Below are 22,150 nucleotides of genomic sequence, written 5' to 3'. Positions count from 1 at the left end.
CCGTCAAGCGCAGGGCAGCGTGGTGGCGTCACCGTGCCCCGGATAGACCTGGTAGGTCAGCAAATGCTGCGCATCAACCGGGCCAAGCCATGGGTCGGTTTGGGCGCCGGTGGATGCCTTAGTGCGGACCGCCACGTGGATCTGCAGGACCGCACCCCGGAAATGCTCGGGCACATGGAATTCAAAGGTGCCGGTGTCGTTCCACTCCGACAGCGCCATCGAATCGGTCCCCGCCGCAAATCCGGCTAGTTGGCCGGATTGAACGTTGACCTGCAGCGCTATGCACGATCCCACGCGAACCGCAATTTCGCTATCACTGTCACCGGACTTGAGCGCTCGGCCGTCGACAGTAGCCTTAAGTCGGGTCAGGGTGGCACTAGGGCTCATAAGCAATCAAGGTAGGTCTTAGTAAGCATCATGCCTGGGTCGCGTGCAGAGCCAGCACAGCTGCGGGCGGGGCCTATTGCGGTGACGAGGTGACCCTACGCCGCAGACGTCTGCGGTTGGCCTTGGCCATACGAACATAGGGCGCCAATCCCGCCGTCGTGATCTGACCCAGCAGCCCCTCCAACGTGTGGTGGGATGACATGGGGTGGGCCGTAGCCGGCCAAGGTGACCATGATGTCGCCATCCGCATCCAAAAGGCCGCACCCGCAGTACCCATGGCCACCCACGCCAGCCAGACCGCTTCCCACTTCTCGAGCGACATACGAGAGAGCTCCTGACGATCAGCGCCGTTAAGCACACCCCCAGCGCTAGCCATTCGGACCATGCGGTGCGCGATCACTTCCGGTGCCGCGATGCTCAGATCGATGAATTGGCGAGCAGCCTTTCTGGCAGTGTTTCGGGGCATGGGACACTCCTGATGCGGTGCAGCATGAGCGTTGATCTGTAAGGCGGAGTGAATCCCCTGTGCAGCGGGTAGGGATAGCGGCTATCGCGCCACTACCCTGAACTCGTTCGCTTATCCGCACGCTTTTTTTTCCACATCACGACTTGCCCTACCACCGCAGTGAGCAGGATAAGACTGTTGGTGGTGATGAATACCCAGTTTTCCACCAACCAGCTGTAGAGAACAAAACCCAGCGAGGCGGCCATCTGGCCCAGAAACAGCCAGGTAGAAACGCCTTCACTCTCTGGCTGTGCAGCCTGCTTTTGGATTTGCCTGACTAGCGTGGCAAGCAGGATGGCCGAGGCGAACCAGCCGATCACATCAGGCGACATACACCCTCCTCATCCTAGATCCAGTCCAGCGAACCGCTTGTGAAAGAACCGCATGCAGGTTGGGTCATTACTATGAACATTGATCATTCTTGATAACGGCACCAACCTGCGTTCTGGCGAGACACGGTGCGGCCGCTAGCGTGAGAGGGTAGGGGTGTGCGAGCAGTGAACGGTTTCACAAGCCGTTGGCAGGATCAGGTCTATATCACTAGACATTCCCCAGCTAATGGAGTCAGCAATGGCAAGCAAGGGCTATGATCCGAAACAAGTGAAAGAACTTCTCCTGCAGGCGTTGGAAACCGAACGCGGCGGCATCAAGATTTACACCGCCGCCATCGCCGCAGCAGTGAATGAGGACCTGCACAAGGAGTGGCAGGAATACCTGGATGAGACCAAGCATCACGAGAAGGTGCTGACCCAGGTTTTCGAAGAACTGGGATTGGACACCGAAGAGATGAGTCCGGGCAGAGAGGTGGTGGCGCATAACGGCGCCTCCTTGGTGGCCGCCATTGAAATGGCTCGCGCCAAAGCAGACGCCGCTGCAGCTGAGTTGGTGGCCTGTGAGTGTGTTGTTCTGGCAGAGACCAAGGACCATACGAACTGGGAGCTGATCGGCAAAGTCGCCGAGTCCTCCACCGACAAGCTCGCCAAGATCCTGAAGGCCGCTTACGAGGAAGTGGAGGAGGATGAAGACCATCACCTCTACCACACCAAGGGCTGGTGCCGGGAACTGTGGATCCAGGCGCTGGGCATGCCCGCGGTGCTACCGCCGCCGGAAGAAGTCAAGAAAGTGGAAACGGCCATCGGCGCCGCACGCGCCGAGCAAGCCCGCGAGGACATGCTCTAACCCTACAAACCCGCCCACCGGCGGGTTTGTTTTCATCCACCTGTGTTCTGCGCCTTCAGGCGCGCATCTTTTGAAGCAGGCACCGACATGGCAACTTCGCGTAAATCTAAGACCGCTCCCAAAAAGAATGTGAGCGGACAATCAGCGGCTCGCAACTCCGACAGTGCCGCTGCCAAGGCGCCGAGGCGGGGGACGGGTGATCTACTTGCCAAGCGGGCCGCTGACGTCGAGGCCACCGTGGCGGCCTTGCCCTTCAATGAGAACAAGGCTGCTGAGCATGGGCGGGCGCAGGCCACCATGCCGCCGGAGGGTACCGAGATCATTCCGCCCTCGCCGTTGGTGAGCGCCAGTACGCTGGCCGAATCCAATGAATCAGCCAAAGTGGGCACGCGTGCAGACGCCGGGACCAACCCCACCGTGGGTTCGCTGGATCGGGTGAGGGTAGATGGCAGCGGGCAGCGCCTGACGACCAATCAGGGCGTGCCGGTGGCCGACAATCAGAACTCGCTCAAGGCGGGGTTGCGCGGGCCTGCGCTGTTGAAGGATTTCATCCTGCGGGAAAAAATCACTCACTTCGACCATGAGCGCATTCCAGAGCGCATCGTGCATGCACGCGGTTCTGCGGCCCATGGCTATTTCGAGTCCTACAAGAAGCACACCAAACTGACCCGCGCCGCGCCGTTTCAGGAAGCCGGAAAGATCACGCCGGTATTCGTCCGCTTCTCCACCGTCGCCGGCGAGCGTGGCAGCAAGGACACGGCTCGGGATGTGCGCGGCTTTGCGGTGAAGTTCTATACCGATGAAGGCAACTGGGACCTGGTGGGCAATAACATGCCGGTGTTCTTCATCCAGGATGCGATGAAGTTTCCCGACCTGGTGCATGCGGTCAAGCCTGAGCCCCATCACGCCATGCCGCAGGCGGCCTCAGCTCACGATACGTTCTGGGATTTTGTCTCGTTGATGCCCGAGTCGACCCACATGCTGATGTGGCTGATGTCAGACCGGGCCATTCCACGTAGTTATCGGATGATGCAGGGGTTTGGCGTGCACACGTTCCGCTTCGTCAACGACCGGGGCCAGTCCTCCTTCGTCAAGTTTCACTGGACGCCGCTGCAGGGCACCCATGCGCTGCTGTGGGATGAGGCGGTCAAGATCTCCGGGTGCGATCCGGACTACCACCGGCGCGACTTGTGGGAAGCCATTGAGGCCGGCGCCTATCCGGAGTGGGAGTTGGGCGTGCAGGTGTTCTCCGAGCAGGACGCCGAGCGCTTCTCCTTCGACATCCTGGATGCCACCAAGATTGTGCCCGAAGAACTGGTGCCCATTACCCCCTTGGGACGGATGGTGCTCAACCGCAATCCGGACAACTTCTTTGCCGAAACCGAACAGGTCGCCTTTTGCACGGCCCATGTCATTCCTGGCATCGATTTCACCAACGATCCACTCTTGGCCGGTCGCATCCACTCCTACGTCGATACCCAGCTCTCTCGACTGGGCGGTCCCAACTTCCATGAGATTCCCATCAACGCACCGATCGCCCCGGTACACAACAATCAGCGCGATGGTCTGCACCGCCAAGCCATTCACCGCGGCAAGGTGGCCTACGAGCCCAACTCGCTCGGCGGCGGATGTCCGTTTCAGGCCGGAGCAGCCGGATTCGTGTCCTTCCCCGAGCCAGTGGAGCAGGACGAGGTGCGCGGCAAACCGGAAAAATTCGCTGAGCACTTCAACCAGGCTGCGTTGTTCTTCAACAGCCAGACGCCGGTCGAGCAGGCGCACATCGTCGCCGCGTTCCGCTTCGAGCTGTCCAAGCTCACCGTGCCGGCCATCCGTCAGCGCGTGGTCTCCATGCTGCGTAATGCCTCCGAGGAGCTGGCCGCCCAGGTGGCAGACGGGTTAGGCATGCCTTTGCCTGAGCCCATGCCGCGTGCCTTGCCCAAACCGCCCAAGGCGGAAGTGACCTCCTCCGAGGCGCTGTCCATGTTCGCGCTACCCGGTCAGGTCGGGGTGGCCACGCGCAAGGTCGCCATCTTCGTCGGCGATGGCGTGGATGGGGAGCAGGTGGCGGCGGCGCAGAAGGCACTGCTCAAGGCCGGGGCCGTCGGTCGCCTGATCGGCCCGCGGGTGGGCGCCTTTACCGCGGCAGACGGCAGCCAAATCGATGCCGATGCGTCCTTCGAAAACGAGCCGTCCGTGCTGTTTGATGGCGTCATTCTTCCCGATGGGGAGGCAACGGCGAAAGCGTGGGCGCGCGATGGGCGCGCGGGCGAGTTCGTCAAAGATCAGTTCCGCCACCTGAAAACCATCCTGGCCTTGGGCGAGGCGGTGGCCTTCGTGGAAGGCACAGGGATCTTGCGCGATGAGGAGGATGCCGGTCTGTTGCTTCATAGCGACCCGCCCAAGGGTGCCATCGCTAGCTTCTTGGAGGCCTTGGCGCACCACAAACACTTTGAGCGGGAAACCGATCCGCCGGTGCTGTAGAACCGCTGGCAGTTCTGTCAGGGTGAATACGGCCGTAGCTAGGATATCCACACCGTGGGACACGCAACGCGTGTCCCACGATGCCGAAATCCTATTGTCAGGGTGCCGGTGGGGTCTGGTTGAAGACCGCCCAGAATTTCCCCAACACCTTCAGCGCGGACACGAATTGAGCCGGTTCCACGGGTTTGAGCACGAATGCGTTGACGCCCAGATTCCACGAGGCAATCGCATCGGACTCCTGTCGGGATGAGGTAAGAATCACCACCGGCAGGTGCGCCAGCGCGGGATCGGCTCGGATCTGCGTCAATGTCTCGATACCCCCCAGCCGCGGCATCTCGAGGTCCAGCAACAGGACAATTGGGCGGTCAACGGGCCGCTCGGAGAAGGTGCCTTCGCCACGCAGATACTCCAACGCCTCCACGCCATCGAACACGCGCACGATGGGATTGGACAAATGCGCCTCGCGAAATGCATCGAGCACCATCTCGGCATCGTTATCGCTGTCTTCGGCCAACAGAATGGTCGGCAATACAGGAGGCAACATGATGGGTTCTACATGCGGATGAGACCGCTTCACTATAGCAACTCACATACATGAATAGGGCGTACTTCATTCGTTCTTCGCGATTGATCACGCCAAGCTTGCCTTGCGTGACAGGAGCCCAGTTATGACGTCCCAACGCACCTCGTTTTGGTATCGCAATGGCCTGTCGCTGGTATTGCTGGGCATGTTTTTGGTGTTCTTTGCCGCCCAGACGTTGACCGGTTGGCGGGCAGATAATCAGGAACGGGTGCAGCAGGGACAACCGGCGCAGCCCCTGACGACCTACCTGCAGGGAGGCCACTTCCTGTCAGCCACGTTTGAGAACTGGGAGAGCGAATTCCTGCAGATGGGCATGTACGTACTACTGACAGTGTGGCTGCGGCAACGCGGATCGGCAGAATCCCGTGAGCTGGATCCGGCGCAGGAACAAGAACGGGTCGACCCCGACCCCGGTGACGAAAGGCGGGGTGTGGAAGTGGCTCTACGCCAATTCCCTGAGCGTGGCTTTCGGCGTGCTTTTCCTGGGCGCCTTCTTAGGGCATGCCTATGGAAGCTGGCTGCATGAGAATGAGCAGCGCATCGCGCGGGGTTTGGCGGCCATCCCCTGGAGCGCGCATCTTGGGGGTGCGCAATTCTGGTTTGAGTCCATGCAGAACTGGCAGAGTGAGTTCTTGGCAGTGCTGTCCATTGTCGTGTTGAGCATCTTCCTGCGACAGGACAAATCACCCGAGTCCAAGGCCCTTGCCGCCTCCCATGGACAAACCGGGACGTGATGGCAGGTCAAGGAGCCTGTCGTTGGACGTGCTGATCCCAACCACGTGGCGTGCACGCCAGCGACAGAGCTAGGGGCTGCAGCGCTTCAATTCGAGCCGTCTGGCTCAGTGATCGGGCACCGATTGAAATTGCTGCGGAATTGACGTGATACCGCCATCACGCGCTTGCGCGCTCGATTGACGGCGCCTAGGGGGCGATGGGCCGCCAGCGCATTCCAGGGAGAGAACGCCAGCGATTTTTCCGTCTGTTCTGACAGGCCCGACCAGGCGCGTTGTGGCGGCAGCGCCAGGGTCGCCACGGTAATCCACGGGCTGACCTCTTCAGGCCAGGCGATGGAGGCATCTTCGATCGGCATGCGCTCCAGGTCTCGACACAGTTGGACGTTAAAGGCCCACAGTGCTTCCTCACTGGCCAAGGCGCTCTGGATCGCCTGGCGTTGGGCATCACCTTCATTGGGGATGGCAGTGCCAGCGAGCGCTTGCAGTGCAGGCGATAGCGGGGCCAACGAGAACTTGGCCATGTACGGTCCATACAGGAATGGGACCTGGGTGAAGTAGGTTTCTCCCAAAGGATGTCGCTGCGGCTCGCCGCCCAAGCCCTTGAGCTTACCGCTCTGCAGGCCGACCGCCTCCAACGCCGCCTCGGCCCCGCGCAGCGTGGCGGAGATGACGTTCTTGGTGCGCGGCATCTTTTCGGTGGTGGCGGCCAACAATTTGGCCGCGCCAACAAAACCGGCAGGCGTGGGCGCCGTAAAGGCCGGTCCATTGACCATCAGGAAATCCTGGGAGTGCCCCGGCAGACTGCCGGCCACACGTTCGCCCTCCACATGAAGCACCTTGAGGGCCAGCGCCCGTGGCGTGGATACCGTATCTGGTAGTTGCTCGGCAGGAGGCGAGGAGAAGCGCACCAACGCTTCGAAACAGCGCGCCTTGGCAAACAGGCCGTGGGCCAATTCCGGTGGCAGATCGCCATGGACCTGAAACGTGCCACGCACCAACGCGTGGCCCTTGGCATGCACGGCGCGATGGGCCACGCCTTCGTGCTCGGCGACTCGTTGCGCCATCTGCGAGAACACGGTCTCCAAGGCCAGGATCGCTTCGTTTTCCTCCGCACCAATGACCTCGAGGGATGACCTGAAAGGAATCGGCGAGGCGAGGGGAGTCATTAGTGGGGCGTCCTGTGAGAATCGGGAGTGCTACGCAGCGTCAGAAGTGGAAGGTGCTTTCAGACCCATTCGATCGGCAGCACGCGTAAGCAGAGGCACGCGCTGGAGTACCCACCGGCTCGCCCATCGCAGGGCGGCCTGTTTGCTTCGGCAGACCATCTGCTGGGGGACCACCTCCACCGCATCGAAGACTACGCTGGCAATCCAAGCCTCGCCCGCCGCGGCGACCTGCACCATAGGAATTGACGCCAGAAACACCGTGTCCGTACCGGCATCTTCAACCCAATGAAACGGCAGGGGTAGAGCAGGCTTTCCCGTAGCAGGCATCGGAGTAGGGGGCTTGGAGGACCTCGCGAAGCTGACAAAGCGCGCGTGTAAGCCCGGTGAACCTTAACGGCGAGGCGACGCGGCCAGTTGGCGATGGATCGAGGTGGCGGCGATGGCCGCCTGTCCGAAGGCCACGGAAATCTGGTTGATGGCACTGCTGACATCCCCGATGGCATACAGGCCGGGGATGGAGGTCTGCATGTGGGCATCGGTGAATAGCTCGCCCGATCGCAGTAGACGCGCACCCGCCGCCGTGGCCAAGGTAAAGCGTGACTGGGTTCCCAAGGCGGCGTACACCGTGTCGAAGCGATGGGCGCGACCGGTGTGATCCATCACCACACACGTATTGCCGGAGATGCGAACGGTGGGCTCACAACCGATGACCGGGATGTCCAGCTGACGTGCCTGCCGAAGTGAGTGGTGCGTGGCCTTGGACCCATCGGGGATCGTCAGGGCGGTTACGGTGGGAGAAAAAGCACGTAGAAAGCAGGCATGGCGCAACGCCGATTCCGGTGGGCCCAGGACGCCAATGGACGCATCGGTGGCTTCATACCCATCGCAGATCGCACACAGGCGCAGCAAGCCGCGCTCAATGGCCGTCTTGGGGCTCAGTCCCTTCAGTGTGGGCAGCGTGTCTTCCACGCCTGTGGCCAGGATCACGGTGTAAGCCTGCAGGCTCCGTCGGGGCAGGGTGACCGTAAAAACGTCCAGCCCCACTTCGATGCGGGAGGCCACGGCCTGGATGCACGTGACCCCGTATTGGCCCGCTTGCTCACCCAAGCGGGTCAACAGGGCGGTCCCGGCCACACCTGCCGGAAATCCCGGGCAGTTGTGAGTCTTGGGAATCCATTTCGCCCGACTCTGACCGCTATCGATGAGCGCCACGGAGCGATGAAAGCGACGCAAGTAGGTCGCCGCCGTCAGACCGGCCGGCCCACCTCCCACGATGAGGCAATCCCAGATCTTCGTCGGTGCGGAGGACTTCATGAGGGATTCCGGAGATAGGCAAGCCAGGGGTGGCAGGAAGTGATTTCACGCCGCCTCGACAGTCGGTGCGGCTATTTTTCACCAAACTGAACTACAGGAGCCGTGTCGATGTCTGCCGTCGTTCTGATCATTGAAGACAACCGCAGTTTGGCTGCAACCGTGGGTTATTTCCTGGAAGCCAAGGGCCTGGAAGTGGACTACGCGGTCGACGGCGCCGAAGGGTATCGGCTGGCCAGTGAAAATCGCTACGACGCGATCATCCTGGACGGCAACCTTCCGCGAATGGATGGCCTGCAGGTCGTCAAGCAGCTGCGCACGGAGGCGCGGGTGGCGACGCCCATCATCATGGTGACCGCGCGCGATACCCTGGAGGACAAGCTGGTCGGCCTGGAGGCGGGCGTGGACGATTTCCTGACCAAGCCCTTTGCGACCCAGGAACTGGAAGCGCGGCTGAAGGCCATCATCCGCCGCAACCGGAAGGAGGTCGCGCGAGCTGTGTTGCAAGTGGGCGATCTCACCTTGGATCCTGCCTCGCAGATCGTGCAACGGGATGGACGTCGCTTGGAGCTTACGCCTGCAGGTATGCGGCTGTTGACGATCTTGATGCGCGAATCCCCGCGCGTGGTCTCGCGCCGGGAAATTGAGCGGGAGCTGTGGGGCGATGATCTGCCCGATTCCGATGCCCTGCGCAGTCACATGTACAACCTGCGCAAAGCCATCGACAAGGGCTTCGTTACGCCCATGCTGCACACGGTGCAGAGCGCGGGCTATCGCCTGGCGGCAAACATCGGTCAGGCGTCCCATGCTCAGGATGCTCAGGCGGCCTGAGTAGCATGGGCCGCATAGATTCCCACGCTTTTGAGAACCTGGTGCAGCGCCTGTCCGCACAGGAAGGCGTTGCGCACTGTCTGCCGTATCCCGGCATGACGCCGATTCCAGACGGGTTCGATGCCTTCGCCAAGCAGGATGCGGCCAAGGCAGAAATGGAGTGGGGCGATGCTTGCCCTGCCTATGCCTTGGGGCTCATCACCTACGGCAGCTATGTGCTGCCACGGGATGAGGAATATCTGGAAGTGCTGTGGGATGAGCTTGGCGGCGATTCCACACAGGTATGGGCGCAAGCGCGGTCGCTGGTGCTGGCAACGTGGGCATGGTTGAGTAATCCACGGGTGCAGGAGCCTGGGCCAGGCGCTAGCCATAATGCGAGCGATCCCATCGGTCTGATGCACTAGCCTGTACGAGAGGTTGCTTTACACGGCCATGACATGACGGCCACCAAGATCAGGGACAACTGACTTGGAGAGGCCTATGCGTTCGAAATGTCTGTTTGCGGGGATGGTGTTGCTGCTCGCGCTGCCGGGGTATGCCGCCACACCCGACAACTCTCTGGCCGCCCAAGCCAATGATCCCGCAACCCGCCAGGGCATGGCCGCCCTCGTGCGAGCACAAGTGTTGCTGGATCGTGCCCATTTCTCACCCGGTGAAATCGATGGAAGGGCTGGCTCGAATCAGCGGCGTGCGGTACGCGGGTATCAGCAGGCGCGGAAGTTGAAGGTCAGCGGAGAACTGGATGAGGCGACATGGACCTCATTGAACCAGGACGCAGCGCCTGCCTTGGTGACCTACACGCTGACGGCCGACGATGTGGGACAACCCGTGGCTTCCATACCCGAGGACATGATGGCGCAAGCCAAGTTGCCCTCGCTGGCCTTTGAGTCGATCGAAGAAGCTTTGGGCGAGCGCTTCCATATCTCACCCACATTGCTGAAGGCGCTGAACCCAAACGCGGACTTTTCAAAGGCCGGTACGCCGTTGCAGGTGCCAAACGTGGCCGGCCTCACGGCGCTACCGAAAGCGGCCAGTGTGGTGATCGACAAGTCCGATTCCACATTGGGACTTCTGGATGCCAACGGTGCCCTTATTGCACAGTTTCCGGTGTCCTCAGGGAGCGAGAAGGATCCGCTTCCTGTAGGACAGTGGAAGATCGTCGGGGTCGCAGAGAATCCGACCTTCCACTACAACCCCAAGCTGTTCTGGGACGCTGACCCGGCGCACGCGGAAGCCAAAATCGCCGCTGGGCCTAACAATCCCGTGGGTACCCGCTGGATCGACCTGTCCAAGAAGCACTACGGCCTGCACGGCACCCCAGAACCCGGCACCATCGGGAAAGCCCAGTCGCACGGCTGTGTGCGACTTACCAACTGGGATGTTGAGCGCGTGGCGCGTGCCGTGTCGCCCGCGCTGTCAGTGACTATGCAGGAGTAGGGGTGAGATACCTGCTTGCGTTGATTGTCGTGGCCCTCACGCTGGCCGCCTTGTTGTGGACTGGGGTTGAGATTTCACCGACATCCCCCCCTGTCGCTACCCCCAGCGCACACTCCACCCCGACTGACATCGGCGCAGCTAAGCCGGCTGTCGTCGCGAGCCCGGACGCGCCAATGAAGCAGCTTCCATCAGATCCTGCGTTATCTGCACCTGCAGCACGCACGGATCCGTCGGGCACGCTGCTGATACCGGTGCAAGGGGTACAGGCAACCGCGTTGGTCGACACGTTTACCGATGCCAGAAGCCAGGGCCGAAGCCATGATGCGATCGACATCATGGCTCCTGCCGGCACTCCCGTACTGGCCGTGGCCGATGGCCACATCGAAAAACTGTTCACCAGCGAGCGCGGCGGACTGACGATCTACCAATTCGACCCCGCTGGGCGACTGGCTTACTACTACGCGCATCTGCAAGGGTACGCACCGGGGCTGGCAGAGCAACAGCAGATCACTCGCGGCCAACTGCTCGGATACATAGGATCCACCGGTAACGCCAGTCCTGACGCACCACATCTGCATTTTGCCATCTTCGAACTGGGCCCGGAGAAGCGCTGGTGGGAGGGCACAGCGCTCAACCCGTATCCAGCGCTGACGCAAAGCCAATAACGTAACGCCTGCCGCGCCCTCGGTCCGCGGCGCAGGTGCTGCTATAGAATCGGGTATTCACCCCGCGCCTAGCCGACCACAAGAATCCTTGAATGACTAAGACCACCTTGGACGCCATTGCGACCACGCGAGCTCGACTGGAAGAAGAATTGCGCGATCTGGATAAGCAAGAAGAGCAGCTACGTCAGCAGCAGGCCTCGGACGCCTACGCCAATGTGATGCAACTGCTGACCCAGTTTGGTGCCCACTTTTCAGCCAAGCAGAAAGCCGAGCTGGTGACGGCGCTGGGCAGTGGTGAGCGCGCACCTCGCAAGAAGGCGTCGAGCACTAAAGAGGTCGCCCCCAAGTACTGGTTGCCGCACAGCGGTGAAACCTGGTCAGGTCGAGGCCGTGCGCCTCGTGCCTTTGCTGCTTGGGAAGGCACGGCCGCCTACAAGGAATGGAAGGCACGCCACCCCAACGAGAAGTTCCCGAAGTTCCCAGGCTAGCGGCCGTATCGGTCGGTGTGAGGCCCAAGGCGGTGTGACGGTAGGGGAGGGTTCTCGTCATCTTCACTGTGTTGACCTCAGTCTCAGATCGAGAAGGAGGCCCGCCATGACACGCGATATTGTGGCAGAGCAAACGCCCCACACCGCCGATACACCCAGTCGTCACTCCATCACGCTGCAAGTCAACGGGAACGATCACGCCCTTGAGGTTCAGGCTTGGTCCTCACTGCTTGATGTGCTGCGTGAGCAGCTCGGTCTGACCGGCACCAAGAAAGGGTGCGATCACGGCCAGTGTGGTGCCTGTACCGTGCTGATTGATGGGCGCAGGATCAACAGCTGCCTGACGCTGGCCGCGCTTCAGGCGGGCAAGGACATCACGACGGTGGAAGGCTTATCCGATGGCCAAGCCCTCCACCAACTGCAAGAAGCCTTCCTGCAGCACGATGCCTTCCAGTGCGGCTACTGCACGCCCGGCCAACTGTGCTCGGCCGTGGGTTTGATCAACGAAGGCCGCGCCCGCACGCGTGATGACGTGCGCGAACTGATGAGCGGCAATCTGTGCCGATGCGGCGCCTATACCCAAATCACCTCCGCGGTGTGCGAGGTCGCGGGGATCGAGCAAGCACGCGATCCCAAGTGCCCCACTATTGTGGGGAGCGTGCCGGCATGAACCCGTTTACGTTGGTATCGGCCTCCGATTCTCGTGGCGCCCGCCAAGCGCTGGGTCACGTGGCGCAGCAGCCGCGCATTACCCGTCCTCAGTTCATTGCCGGTGGCACCAATGTGCTGGACTTGATGAAGGCCGGCGTGACCCAGCCCAGCCGCCTGGTCGACATCAGCGGCTTGGGGCTGGATGGTATCGAATGGTCACCCGAGGACGGCTTGCGGCTGGGCGCCACGGCCCATAACGCCGATACGGCTTATCACCCCCTGGTCAGCGAGCACGCCCCCCTGCTGGCCTCAGCGATCCTTGCCGGCGCCTCGCCCCAGATACGCAATGCCGCCACCAACGGAGGCAATCTGCTGCAGCGCACCCGCTGCGTGTATTTCTACGATGTCGCACTGCCGTGCAATAAGCGCGCGCCAGGCAGCGGCTGCAGTGCCATCGGGGGCGTGACCCGTCAGCACGCCATCCTCGGTGCCAGTGAGGCCTGTATTGCTACCCACCCCTCCGACATGTGCGTAGCCCTGGCCGCCTTGGAGGCGCAGGTCGAGGTGGAGCGGGGCCAGGGGCGCGAACTGATCGCGTTCTCCGATTTTCATCGCCTGCCCGGCGATCACCCGGAACACGATACGCACCTGCCGTCCGATGCCTTGATCACGGCGCTGCTGATTCCACCCAACCCCTATGCGGCTCATTCGGTGTATCTGAAAATCCGCGACCGGGCGTCCTATGCGTTTGCCTTGGTCTCGGTGGCAGTCGGGTTGGAGCTCTCCGATGAGGGAGCCGTGGTCTCGGCGCGCGTGGCCCTGGGTGGTGTGGCCCACAAACCGTGGCGACTGGAGGAGGCGGAAGCCCTGCTGGTGGGCCAGCATCCCACTGCCGAGGCGGCCGCGCGCGTGGCCGATCGGCTGCTGCAGGGTGCCATCGGGCAGGGCGACAACGACTTCAAGATCGAACTGGCCCGGCGCTTGGTGGTGCGCGGGATTACCGTGGCCGCCCACGGCACCGTCACCAATGACACGGCCCTCAAAAAATCATCTGGGGAGCAGGCCCATGAGTGAGGTCGATCCTCGCGTGCCTGTGGCCGCACCAGGCACCGGACATGTTCGCAAGGGGCAACCGCTTACCCGGATCGATGGACCGGCCAAAGTACAGGGTCAGGCCCGCTATGCCGCCGAATTCCCGGCCCCCGATCTGGCCTACGGCGTGGTCGTCAACACTGCGGTAGCCAAGGGCACGATTGTTGCGATCGATCTGGATGCCGCCCTGGCGGTGGAAGGCGTCCTGGATGTGCTCACGCACCAACGGCGGCCCAGGATGCGGGCAGGGCGCGTGTTTCATAAAGACTTGATCGCACCGGGCGGCAAGCCGTTCCGACCGCTTTACGACGAGCATGTGGTCTACAGCGGACAGCCGGTGGCGTTGGTGGTCGCTACCAGTTTTGAGGCGGCACGCCGGGCCGCGATGCTGGTGCGGGTGGAGGTGGCGCCCGAGCCCCACGCGACCTCACTGCGTGCGAACCTGGACAAAGGCCACAGCCCAAAAGGCATCAAATTCGGCTACAAGCCACCTCCCAAAGAAAAGGGTGACGCCTCAGCCGCGTGGCACAACGCCCCGTTCCGGATGCAGGCAACCTCCTATGCCGAGGCCCAGCACCACAACCCGATGGAGCTGTTTGCCACCACCGTCGAGCGGGATGCCCAAGGTTGCATGGTCGTACACGACAAGACCCAAGGCTCCCAGAACAGCCGTTGGTACGCCTCCCATGCCCTGGGGATCCCGAAGTCCCGACTGATCGTACGCAACGCCTTCGTGGGGGGTGCCTTTGGCTCGGGGCTGAGGCCCAACTACGCCCTGCTGCTGGCAGTGATGGCCTCCGAGTATCTGGACCGCTCGGTTCGTGTCGTACTGACACGCCAGCAGATGTTCACCTTCGGGCATCGGCCCGAGACGTGGCAGCAGATCCGACTTTCAGCTAACGCCCAAGGCCAGCTCCAGTCCATCGAGCATGATGTGCTGACGGAAACCTCGCGCGCGGAGGACTACACCGAGGTCGTGGCCAACTGGTCGGGCCAGTTGTATGCGTGCGAGAACATTCGCCTGTCGCACAAGCTGGTCGACTTGGACCGGTTCACGCCGATGGATATGCGTGCACCAGGCGCTGCCCACGGCGTCCATGCCTTGGAGGTGGCTATCGATGCCATGGCCTGCGAGGTCGGCATGGATCCGCTGGCGTTTCGGCTGGTCAATTACGCCGAGGTGCATCCCATCGAGGACAAGCCGTTCTCCTCCAAAGCGTTGCGCGAGTGCTTTGCCTTGGGGGCCGAGCGATTTGGCTGGTCACAACGCCCCCCAGCACCTCGTGCCACCAAGATCGGTACCGAGTATGTGGGGTGGGGGATGGCTACCGGGACCTGGGATGCCCTGCAGATGTTTGCCCGTGCCAAAGCAGTCCTGGATGCACAGGGCCGGCTTCGCGTCAGTAGCGCGGCCTCGGACATCGGCACGGGCACATATACCGTGATGGCCCAAATCGCCGCTGACGCCATGGGCTTGCCGCTGGAATACGTCACCTTTGAACTGGGTGACTCGACCCTGCCCGTGGCACCGGTGCAGGGGGGTTCTGCCCATGTGGCCACGATTGGATCAGCCATTGAAGGGGTCTGCGATAAGTTGCGCGCCGGCCTGCTCAAGCTTGCCAAACGACATCACGGCGAGCTGTTTTCGGGCTGCAAGGATGAGGATGTCGAGTGTGTCGAAGGGGGATTGCGGCGCAAGGCCGGTGGGGCCAGCGTTCCGATTGTCGAGCTGATGGCGCTGGCCAGGGACGGAAAACTGAGGACCAGCCATCTGCTCCTGCCAAACCAGCGTGAGCAGTCAAAGTATGCGCGAGCCACGCATTCGGCCGTGTTCTGCGAAGTGCGGGTGGACGAAGCATTGGGCACGATACGGGTCACGCGCGTGGTCAGTGCCATTGCTGCCGGCCGGATCATCAACCCCATGGCTGCGCGCAGTCAGATCTTGGGGGGCGTGGTATGGGGGATCAGCCACGCGCTGCATGAGGGCACCCACGATGATCATCGGCTGGGGCGCTTCATGAACCACGATTTCGCTGAGTACCACGTGGCCGTGAATGCTGACATCCACGAGATTGACGTGCTCTTTGCCGATGAAGACGATCGGGTGGTCAGCCGATTGGGAGCCAAAGGGGTTGGTGAAATCGGTCTTGTAGGGGTATCGGCGGCCATCGCCAATGCCATCCATCATGCCGTGGGCGTGCGCATCTACGACACGCCCATTACTCCAGACAAGGTCATGGCCGGACTTGCACACAGTGGGGCGATCTAGCGAAAGCGTGTGTCGATCTACTGTAGCTAGAACGCCCGACGTCGGACTCCCTGGCTGGGCTTACGCAGCCAGCAATTGCATCAGCTGATTGAGCCGAAACGGCTTCTGCAGGAAGTGCGCATACCCGGGCAGGCTGGGGAGCTGGCGCGGGGGATGGCCTGAGGCCAAAATCACACGCGCCTGAGGCCGTGAGCGCTTCAGGTGCTCGGCCAGATCAATGCCGTTTTCCGAACCGGGCATGTGCACATCGCTGACCAGGACATCGCACGGGAAGTCTTCCAGGATTGCCTTGGCGCTATGCGCATCCTCGGCAATGCGAACTTCCATGCCCGCGTCCTGAAGGACATCGGACAGCAGAGCGCGCAGCTCCACCTGATCCTCGACCAACAGCACCCGAATCGAGCCTCCCGCAGACGTTAGATCCGAGGAAGGACTGTCCGAAGCACCCATCTGCCTGCTGTTGGTGTCGTCCACTGCCACGTGCTCCCCTGAAAAAAGTTGGAAAAGGATTGAGATAAGGGCGTGAAGAAGTTGTAAACGTACATGAAGGTAGCATGGCGTTTTGCACTCGGGGCAAGGGCAGGGGATGAGCCAGCAGGACCAGGGGAAGCGGCACCGCGACACCATCATTTCCATCATCGCGTTGGGTTTGGCGGCCACCACCATCGGGCTGGAGGCTGTCATCCCGTTGGGCTATGCCGTCTGGCTGCTGTACTTCCTGGCCATTGGCGTAACGGTGTACCAGCGCCGACCGTGGGTGCCGGTGGCAATCGCCGCATTGGCGTGCACGTTGCTGGTGGTCGGTTTCAATCTGGCTCCCCCCAGTCACAACTCAGCCTTCTCCGTAGTGAATCGAACGGTGGGCGGGGTTTGCTTCCTCACCACGGCGCTGATCGTGATGCAGGCCATCCGCGCTCGCTTGCAGGCCGAGCGAGCGCTGTGGCTGCAGGAGGTGGAAAACGAGGTTGCCGGCGTGCTGCAAGGCGAGCAGACCCCTCACAGCTTGGCCGAGGGGGCACTGCGGGTGCTTTGCGATCATCTGGGTGCCCATACCGGCGTGCTGTACCGTTTAAACGGCCAGGAACTGGTCCTGGTGGGCGGCGTTGCGCTGGCGCGCGATGTTCCCAATCGGATTGCCGCCAGCTCGGGCCAGTTGTGGGAAGCCATCGCCAAACAAAGCCCCCGGGTAGTGCGTGGCATCGAGGCCTCCCATGTCGGTGTTGAGTCGGCGCTAGGTCGAAGCGCGGCCGTCAAACTGCTCGTGGCACCGCTCACCGCCGATGGCGCTGCCAGTGGGGCCCTGGAGCTGGGCCTGATTGAGTCCCCGGTCGATGAGTCCACGGCCATGGAGCTGCTGCAGCGGTGCGCCGATACCATTGGTATTGCCCTCAGAACCGCCATGCTGCGCAGTGAATTGATTGAGCTGCTGGAAGAAACCCAGCGCCAAGGCGAAGAACTTCAGGCCCAGCAGGAAGAACTGCGGGTGGCCAACGAGGAACTGGAGGAGCAAAGCCGCACCCTGCAGCAATCCCAGGTCAACTTGGAACAGCAGCAGGCTGAGTTGGAACAGACCAATGTGCAGCTTGAAGAGCGGACCCACGAACTCGAAGGGCAGCGACAGCAGCTGCTGTCGGCACAGGACAACCTGATGCGCAGTCGGGAAGACCTGCTGGCCGCCTCGCGCTACAAGTCCGAGTTCTTGGCCAACATGTCGCATGAACTGCGCACGCCGCTGAACAGCTCGCTGATCCTGGCCAAACTGCTGGCCGACAATAAGGAAAGCACGCTCACTGCGGACCAGGTCAAATACGCCCAAGCGATTCATTCGTCCAACAATGACCTGCTGGCGCTGATCAACGACATTCTCGACTTGTCGAAGATTGAGGCAGGGCACGTTGAACTGCAGGATGACACCCTCAGCACCGAAAGCGTGGTGCAGCGCCTACGTGAGACGTTCGATCCGCTGGCGCGCCAAAAGGGGCTGGACCTGGCGCTGGAGATTGCGTCCGACGCTCCGTCCCAGTTCGTGGCCGACGGACAGCGCCTGCAGCAGATCCTGAAGAACCTGCTGGCCAACGCCATCAAGTTCACAGAGCGCGGCTCGGTCACGATGCACGTCAAGCATGACGCCCAGAATCGCGTCGGATTTGTTGTGTGCGATACCGGTATCGGCATCGCCCGCGAGCAGACTGAAGTGATCTTCGAGGCGTTTCGGCAGGCCGATGGCAGCACCAGCCGTCGCTTCGGCGGCACGGGGCTCGGTTTGGCGATCTCGCGTGATTTGGCCGCCCGCATGGGCGGGGCACTGACCGTGGAGAGCGAACCCGGCCGCGGCAGTTGCTTTACCTTGGTCATCCCCACCGATGGAGCACCTGCCGCCGATCAGGATTCGCAGGCTGCACCCTCGGCACCGCGGACCATCAGTCCGGCGAATCAGGCCACAGGCCCGATCGCAGTACCCGCCACGACGTCTACCGCACAGCCCCCCGCCAGCGCACCGGCGGCCGCCAGTCCCATCACGCGACGCTATCCAGACCGCCTGATCCTGGCGATTGAGGATGACGTCGAATTTGGCCGGGCTCTGGTCGCCCTGGCCCAAGAACTCAGGTTTGACTGTGTAGTGGCCTCCACCGCCGAGGAAGGGCTGCGATTGGCCGCTGAGCTGCGGCCCAATGGCATCCTGTTGGATATCGGCTTGCCGGATGTATCGGGCTTGAGCGTGCTGGAGCGGCTGAAGCGCGATCCAGTCACCCGTCACGTGCCTGTGCATGTGGTGTCCGCGCTGGAGCGCACCCAGGTGGCCCTGGAGCTGGGCGCGGTGGGCTATCTGATCAAACCGGCTACCCGCGAGCGGTTGGCCAGTGCCATTGAACAGCTGGAACAGACGCACGCGCGCGATGTGCGCCGACTGTTGATCGTGGAAGATGATCAGGAACTGCGACAGAACCTGCAGCTCTTGCTTGCCCGCGATCAGTTGGAGATCGTCGCCGTCGGCACGATTGCCGAGGCGATCGAGAAGCTTGATGTCATCACCTTCGACTGCATGATTACCGATCTGGCCCTGCCTGATGGCAGCGGCTATGACCTGTTGGAGAAGATGTCGACCAGTGCAACCGGTGCGTTTCCGCCGGTGATTGTGTATACCGGTCGTGCACTGACACGCCATGAAGAGCAGCGTCTACGACGCTATTCCAAGAGCATCATCATCAAGGGGGCACGCTCGCCGGAACGGCTATTGGATGAGGTCACCCTGTTCCTGCACAGTGTGGAGGCAACCCTTCCCGGAGACCAGCAGCGCATGCTGCGGGAAGTCCGTCGGCGTGATGCGGTACTGGACGGCCGCAATGTCCTTCTGGTCGAGGACGACGTGCGCAACATTTTCGCCTTGTCCAGTGTATTGGAGCCGCTGGGTGTAAAGCTGCAAATCGCGCGCAACGGACGTGAAGCCTTGGACACCCTCGTCAATCAGGACTTCGATCTGGTGCTCATGGACATCATGATGCCGGAGATGGATGGACTGACGGCCATGCGCGAGATTCGTCGCAACCCGCAATGGCAGGATTTGCCGATCATTGCACTGACGGCTAAAGCCATGGCCGATGATCGCGAGCATTGCCTGGAGGCCGGTGCGAACGACTACATCGCAAAGCCGGTCGATGTGGAAAAGTTGGTGTCCTTGTGCCGGGTTTGGTGCGCGCGTCAATGACCCCCAGCGAGTTGTTCGATCTGGAGCTGGGGGTCTTGCTGGAAGCGCTTTACCGGCGCTACCACTATGACTTCCGCGAGTACGCGATCTCCTCCCTACGCAGGCGCGTGCGGCAGGCCATGGATCGTTTCCAGTGCGATAGCGTGGCCACGTTGCAACATCGGCTGCTCCACGAGCCGGCGCTGTTTGCCCAGGCCATGCAGTACTTCACGGTCCAGGTCTCTGAGATGTTCCGGGATCCGGACTACTTTCGGGTCCTGCGGGAGCAAGTGGTGCCGGTCCTGAAGACCTACCCGTCGTGCAAAATCTGGGTAGCCGGTTGCAGCACGGGGGAGGAGGTGTGGTCCCTGGCCATCCTGCTGGATGAAGAGGGCCTGCTGGAGCGCACGGTGCTCTATGCCACCGACATCAATCCTGAGGCATTGGCCAGCGCCGAGGCGGGGGTATTCGCATTGGATCGGATGGCTCAGTTCAGCCGTAGCTACCTGGCTGCCGGCGGTCGCGGCTCGCTCTCGGACTACTACACGACCGCTTACAACGGCGCCCTGTTCGATCGGCGCCTGAAACGCAACATCGTCTTTGCCGACCACAGCTTGGCCACCGACGCGGTGTTTTCCGAGGTCCACTTTGTCTCTTGCCGCAATGTGCTGATCTACTTCAAACGCAGTCTGCAGGACAGGGCAGTGGGCCTGTTCCATGAGGCCTTGGTGCACCGCGGCTTCCTGGGGTTGGGTAGCAAGGAATCCCTGCAGTTTGGTGAGCACGCGGCGGACTTTGAAGTGAGCTCGCGGGCACAGCGACTTTACCGGAAGATTGCATGACCTCTCCCGCGCCGCGTCTTTGCGACACCGTAGACGTGATCGTCGTGGGTGCTTCTGCAGGCGGCGTAAGCGCCGTGAGGACGCTCTTGGAGGCCCTGCCCACTAACTGTCCAGCAGTGGTGATGATTGTCCTGCACCTGCCGCGCGACCGACCCAGTCAGGCGGCCGAGCTGTTCGCACAGTACTGCGTGCTTCCTGTCGCCGAGGCGGAGGATAAGGCGCCACTTACGCCGGGCACGGTATGGATCGCGCCACCGGACTACCACTTGCTGGTGGAAGATCGGGATACGATGTCGCTTAGCCTGGATGAGCCGGTCCTGTTCTCCCGGCCTGCGATCGATCCCTTGTTCGAAAGCGCAGCGGCCGTGTTTGCTGATCGCGTGTTGGCGATCCTGTTGACCGGTGCCTCCAATGATGGCAGCGAGGGTGTCGCCGCCATTCGGGCCGGTGGTGGACTAGCATGGGTACAGCAACCGGAAGAGGCCAGCTCGCCCATGATGCCCGCCTCAGCGCTGGCCTATGCAGGCGCTGATGCGGTACTTACCCTGGATCAGATGCGTGTGCGCTTACGGAGCTTTCAGCCTTGAACTTGACCTTGTCCAATCCCGAGCCGGTGCGTAGCGAGCCGATCAATATCCTCGTCGTGGACGATGTGGCTGAGAACCTGGTGGCCATGCGCGCGCTTCTGCAAGCCGACGGGGTGCAGGTGCTGTGCGCCGCCTCTGGCGCGCAGGCACTGGAACTGCTGCTTGTCCACGAGGTAGCCGTGGCCCTGCTTGATGTGCAGATGCCTGAGATGGATGGCTTCTCGCTGGCCGAACTGATGCGAGGTGCGGCGCGCAGCCGGGAAGTGCCGATCATCTTCTTGACGGCCTCACCGAACGACCCCAAGCGCGCTTTCAAGGGGTATGAAGCCGGTGCCGTGGACTTCTTGCACAAGCCCATCGAGCCCCACGTCATCCTCAGCAAAACGAATGTGTTCGTCCAGCTGTTCCAGCAGCGGCAGCTGCTAAAAGAACGCGCCGAATCGCTGGAAAGAGCGCTCAAGCTCAATGAGACCATGATGGCGGTGTTGACGCACGACCTGCGGACACCGCTCTCGGCCATGCTGCTGTGTGCAGAGAAGTTGGCCCTGCAGCTTCCCGGGGATGAGCGCGTCCAAAGGACGCTGTCCCAGCTGGAAACCAGTGGTTGGCGGATGGCGCGGATGGTGGAGCAACTGCTGGATTTTTCCCGCATCCGCTCGGGCGGCTTCCAGATCGAGCCTCGGACCATAGATTTAACGCAGGTGCTGTTGGGTGCAATCGATGAAGTAAAACGCGTCCATGCCAGCGCGGACATTGCGTTTGAGCCCGGAAATCCGGTGGAAGTCAAGGCAGATCCGGATCGATTGACACAGGTGGTGATCAACCTGGTTGGCAATGCGGTGATCCATGGCAAAGAGGGACCTGTTCGTATCGTGTTGGAAAGCGCGAGGCAAGGCGCTGTGGTGGTGCGAGTCTCCAACGCCGGTCATATCAGCGAAGAGTTGCTTCCTCGCCTATTCGAGCCATTCAAGGGCGCATTCCATGCCAGCCAGGGACTCGGACTCGGGCTGTTCATTGCTGACCAGTTCGTCAAGGCACACGGCGGCACGCTGTCGGCGACCAACGACAACGGGCAAGTCCACCTGGAAGCTCGTTTCGCATCCCTACTGTAATGCCAGCGGCGGCATTGTTCTGGGTACAACCCAACTTCTACATCAGAATCCTTGGAAGGAAAGCAATGGAACTACTGAATCCTCAGCTTTAGCGTAGGTGTGGAAGATTTTGCGCTGCTATCCTCTTTGCGATGGCACGAACCAG

General features: G+C 61.7%; 20 protein-coding genes and 1 pseudogene. 15 read left to right on the top strand and 6 right to left on the bottom strand.

Going from position 1 to position 22,150, the window contains the following annotated elements; genetic code table 11:
• Positions 1-3: 3 nt before the first annotated feature.
• Entirely contained in the window at positions 4-387 is a 384-nt protein-coding gene (locus AC04MD_RS18990) for a hypothetical protein (protein WP_475498766.1), read from the bottom strand.
• A 558-nt stretch (positions 388-945) separates the two neighbouring features.
• Positions 946-1,224, bottom strand: coding sequence for a hypothetical protein (locus tag AC04MD_RS18985; RefSeq protein WP_475498765.1), 279 nt, complete (start codon positions 1,222-1,224; stop codon positions 946-948).
• A 238-nt stretch (positions 1,225-1,462) separates the two neighbouring features.
• On the opposite strand from AC04MD_RS18985, the gene AC04MD_RS18980 reads away from it, so the two are divergent.
• The gene (locus tag AC04MD_RS18980) at positions 1,463-2,071 is read left to right on the top strand and encodes a hypothetical protein (protein ID WP_475498764.1); all 609 of its coding nucleotides are present in this window, start codon (positions 1,463-1,465) and stop codon (positions 2,069-2,071) included.
• A gap of 87 nt (positions 2,072-2,158) precedes the next feature.
• Positions 2,159-4,552 (top strand): catalase, encoded by a 2,394-nt coding sequence (locus AC04MD_RS18975; RefSeq protein ID WP_475498763.1) that lies wholly within the window; start codon positions 2,159-2,161, stop codon positions 4,550-4,552.
• Positions 4,553-4,649: 97 nt separating this feature from the next.
• Here AC04MD_RS18975 and AC04MD_RS18970 read toward each other — a convergent pair whose 3' ends face one another.
• Positions 4,650-5,096, bottom strand: coding sequence for a response regulator (locus tag AC04MD_RS18970; protein WP_475498762.1), 447 nt, complete (start codon positions 5,094-5,096; stop codon positions 4,650-4,652).
• A 124-nt stretch (positions 5,097-5,220) separates the two neighbouring features.
• Here AC04MD_RS18970 and AC04MD_RS18965 point away from each other — a divergent pair.
• Positions 5,221-5,869: pseudogene (locus tag AC04MD_RS18965) on the top strand (DUF6766 family protein).
• Positions 5,870-5,955: 86 nt separating this feature from the next.
• Here AC04MD_RS18965 and AC04MD_RS18960 read toward each other — a convergent pair.
• Both AC04MD_RS18960 and AC04MD_RS18955 read right to left on the bottom strand, forming a co-directional pair.
• Entirely contained in the window at positions 5,956-7,035 is a 1,080-nt protein-coding gene (locus AC04MD_RS18960; protein WP_475498761.1) for a catalase family protein, read from the bottom strand.
• A gap of 390 nt (positions 7,036-7,425) precedes the next feature.
• On the bottom strand, positions 7,426-8,349 hold the full coding sequence (locus AC04MD_RS18955; RefSeq protein WP_475498760.1) for an NAD(P)/FAD-dependent oxidoreductase: 924 nt from the start codon (positions 8,347-8,349) through the stop codon (positions 7,426-7,428).
• A 108-nt stretch (positions 8,350-8,457) separates the two neighbouring features.
• Here AC04MD_RS18955 and AC04MD_RS18950 point away from each other — a divergent pair, with 108 nt between their 5' ends.
• The 8 genes from AC04MD_RS18950 (at position 8,458) to AC04MD_RS18915 (ending at position 15,779) form a co-directional block, all read left to right on the top strand.
• Positions 8,458-9,177: a response regulator transcription factor gene (locus tag AC04MD_RS18950; RefSeq protein WP_475498759.1), complete on the top strand. Its 720-nt coding sequence runs from the start codon at positions 8,458-8,460 to the stop codon at positions 9,175-9,177.
• Positions 9,178-9,182: 5 nt separating this feature from the next.
• Complete coding sequence (locus tag AC04MD_RS18945) at positions 9,183-9,581, top strand: hypothetical protein (RefSeq protein WP_475498758.1); 399 nt, start codon at positions 9,183-9,185, stop codon at positions 9,579-9,581.
• A gap of 76 nt (positions 9,582-9,657) precedes the next feature.
• Positions 9,658-10,614 (top strand): L,D-transpeptidase family protein, encoded by a 957-nt coding sequence (locus tag AC04MD_RS18940; RefSeq protein WP_475498757.1) that lies wholly within the window; start codon positions 9,658-9,660, stop codon positions 10,612-10,614.
• A gap of 2 nt (positions 10,615-10,616) precedes the next feature.
• Positions 10,617-11,279 (top strand): M23 family metallopeptidase, encoded by a 663-nt coding sequence (locus AC04MD_RS18935; RefSeq protein ID WP_475498756.1) that lies wholly within the window; start codon positions 10,617-10,619, stop codon positions 11,277-11,279.
• Between the two features lie 92 nt (positions 11,280-11,371).
• A complete protein-coding gene (locus AC04MD_RS18930) occupies positions 11,372-11,767 on the top strand; it encodes an H-NS histone family protein (protein ID WP_475498755.1) in 396 nt (131 codons plus the stop codon).
• Between the two features lie 106 nt (positions 11,768-11,873).
• Positions 11,874-12,437, top strand: coding sequence for a (2Fe-2S)-binding protein (locus AC04MD_RS18925; protein ID WP_475498754.1), 564 nt, complete (start codon positions 11,874-11,876; stop codon positions 12,435-12,437).
• The gene (locus AC04MD_RS18920; RefSeq protein ID WP_475498753.1) at positions 12,434-13,492 is read left to right on the top strand and encodes an FAD binding domain-containing protein; all 1,059 of its coding nucleotides are present in this window, start codon (positions 12,434-12,436) and stop codon (positions 13,490-13,492) included. Before AC04MD_RS18925 ends, AC04MD_RS18920 begins: the two co-directional genes overlap by 4 nt.
• Complete coding sequence (locus AC04MD_RS18915; RefSeq protein ID WP_475498752.1) at positions 13,485-15,779, top strand: xanthine dehydrogenase family protein molybdopterin-binding subunit; 2,295 nt, start codon at positions 13,485-13,487, stop codon at positions 15,777-15,779. The genes AC04MD_RS18920 and AC04MD_RS18915 overlap by 8 nt, the downstream gene beginning before the upstream one ends.
• A gap of 60 nt (positions 15,780-15,839) precedes the next feature.
• Here the strand turns inward: AC04MD_RS18915 and AC04MD_RS18910 are convergent, their stop codons facing one another.
• Positions 15,840-16,229, bottom strand: coding sequence for a response regulator (locus AC04MD_RS18910; RefSeq protein WP_475498815.1), 390 nt, complete (start codon positions 16,227-16,229; stop codon positions 15,840-15,842).
• Positions 16,230-16,365: 136 nt separating this feature from the next.
• Here AC04MD_RS18910 and AC04MD_RS18905 point away from each other — a divergent pair, with 136 nt between their 5' ends.
• Genes AC04MD_RS18905 through AC04MD_RS18890 form a run of 4 tightly spaced genes read left to right on the top strand, consistent with a single transcriptional unit; the run spans position 16,366 to position 22,005 of the window.
• On the top strand, positions 16,366-19,485 hold the full coding sequence (locus AC04MD_RS18905) for a hybrid sensor histidine kinase/response regulator (protein WP_475498751.1): 3,120 nt from the start codon (positions 16,366-16,368) through the stop codon (positions 19,483-19,485).
• Positions 19,482-20,306: a CheR family methyltransferase gene (locus AC04MD_RS18900; RefSeq protein ID WP_475498750.1), complete on the top strand. Its 825-nt coding sequence runs from the start codon at positions 19,482-19,484 to the stop codon at positions 20,304-20,306. The genes AC04MD_RS18905 and AC04MD_RS18900 overlap by 4 nt, the downstream gene beginning before the upstream one ends.
• Positions 20,303-20,893 (top strand): chemotaxis protein CheB, encoded by a 591-nt coding sequence (locus tag AC04MD_RS18895; protein WP_475498749.1) that lies wholly within the window; start codon positions 20,303-20,305, stop codon positions 20,891-20,893. The genes AC04MD_RS18900 and AC04MD_RS18895 overlap by 4 nt, the downstream gene beginning before the upstream one ends.
• On the top strand, positions 20,890-22,005 hold the full coding sequence (locus AC04MD_RS18890) for a hybrid sensor histidine kinase/response regulator (protein WP_475498748.1): 1,116 nt from the start codon (positions 20,890-20,892) through the stop codon (positions 22,003-22,005). Before AC04MD_RS18895 ends, AC04MD_RS18890 begins: the two co-directional genes overlap by 4 nt.
• Positions 22,006-22,150 lie beyond the last annotated feature (145 nt).

It is taken from the genome of Pseudoxanthomonas sp. LjRoot206, from assembly GCF_056175725.1.
The sequence above is the reverse complement of the archived record's forward strand: the minus strand, read 5'-3'. Positions and strand labels throughout refer to the sequence as shown.

Bases quoted from the DNA above. Each gene is read 5' to 3' on its own strand.
- AC04MD_RS18990 (WP_475498766.1), bottom strand. From the start codon at position 387: ATGAGCCCTAGTGCCACCCTGACCCGACTTAAGGCTACTGTCGACGGC.
- AC04MD_RS18955 (WP_475498760.1), bottom strand. From the start codon at position 8,349: ATGAAGTCCTCCGCACCGACGAAGATCTGGGATTGCCTCATCGTGGGA.
- AC04MD_RS18970 (WP_475498762.1), bottom strand. From the start codon at position 5,096: ATGTTGCCTCCTGTATTGCCGACCATTCTGTTGGCCGAAGACAGCGAT.
- AC04MD_RS18960 (WP_475498761.1), bottom strand. From the start codon at position 7,035: ATGACTCCCCTCGCCTCGCCGATTCCTTTCAGGTCATCCCTCGAGGTC.
- AC04MD_RS18950 (WP_475498759.1), top strand. From the start codon at position 8,458: ATGTCTGCCGTCGTTCTGATCATTGAAGACAACCGCAGTTTGGCTGCA.
- AC04MD_RS18905 (WP_475498751.1), top strand. From the start codon at position 16,366: ATGAGCCAGCAGGACCAGGGGAAGCGGCACCGCGACACCATCATTTCC.
- AC04MD_RS18910 (WP_475498815.1), bottom strand. From the start codon at position 16,229: ATGGGTGCTTCGGACAGTCCTTCCTCGGATCTAACGTCTGCGGGAGGC.
- AC04MD_RS18930 (WP_475498755.1), top strand. From the start codon at position 11,372: ATGACTAAGACCACCTTGGACGCCATTGCGACCACGCGAGCTCGACTG.
- AC04MD_RS18920 (WP_475498753.1), top strand. From the start codon at position 12,434: ATGAACCCGTTTACGTTGGTATCGGCCTCCGATTCTCGTGGCGCCCGC.
- AC04MD_RS18980 (WP_475498764.1), top strand. From the start codon at position 1,463: ATGGCAAGCAAGGGCTATGATCCGAAACAAGTGAAAGAACTTCTCCTG.
- AC04MD_RS18985 (WP_475498765.1), bottom strand. From the start codon at position 1,224: ATGTCGCCTGATGTGATCGGCTGGTTCGCCTCGGCCATCCTGCTTGCC.
- AC04MD_RS18925 (WP_475498754.1), top strand. From the start codon at position 11,874: ATGACACGCGATATTGTGGCAGAGCAAACGCCCCACACCGCCGATACA.
- AC04MD_RS18940 (WP_475498757.1), top strand. From the start codon at position 9,658: ATGCGTTCGAAATGTCTGTTTGCGGGGATGGTGTTGCTGCTCGCGCTG.
- AC04MD_RS18975 (WP_475498763.1), top strand. From the start codon at position 2,159: ATGGCAACTTCGCGTAAATCTAAGACCGCTCCCAAAAAGAATGTGAGC.
- AC04MD_RS18915 (WP_475498752.1), top strand. From the start codon at position 13,485: ATGAGTGAGGTCGATCCTCGCGTGCCTGTGGCCGCACCAGGCACCGGA.
- AC04MD_RS18900 (WP_475498750.1), top strand. From the start codon at position 19,482: ATGACCCCCAGCGAGTTGTTCGATCTGGAGCTGGGGGTCTTGCTGGAA.
- AC04MD_RS18895 (WP_475498749.1), top strand. From the start codon at position 20,303: ATGACCTCTCCCGCGCCGCGTCTTTGCGACACCGTAGACGTGATCGTC.
- AC04MD_RS18945 (WP_475498758.1), top strand. From the start codon at position 9,183: ATGGGCCGCATAGATTCCCACGCTTTTGAGAACCTGGTGCAGCGCCTG.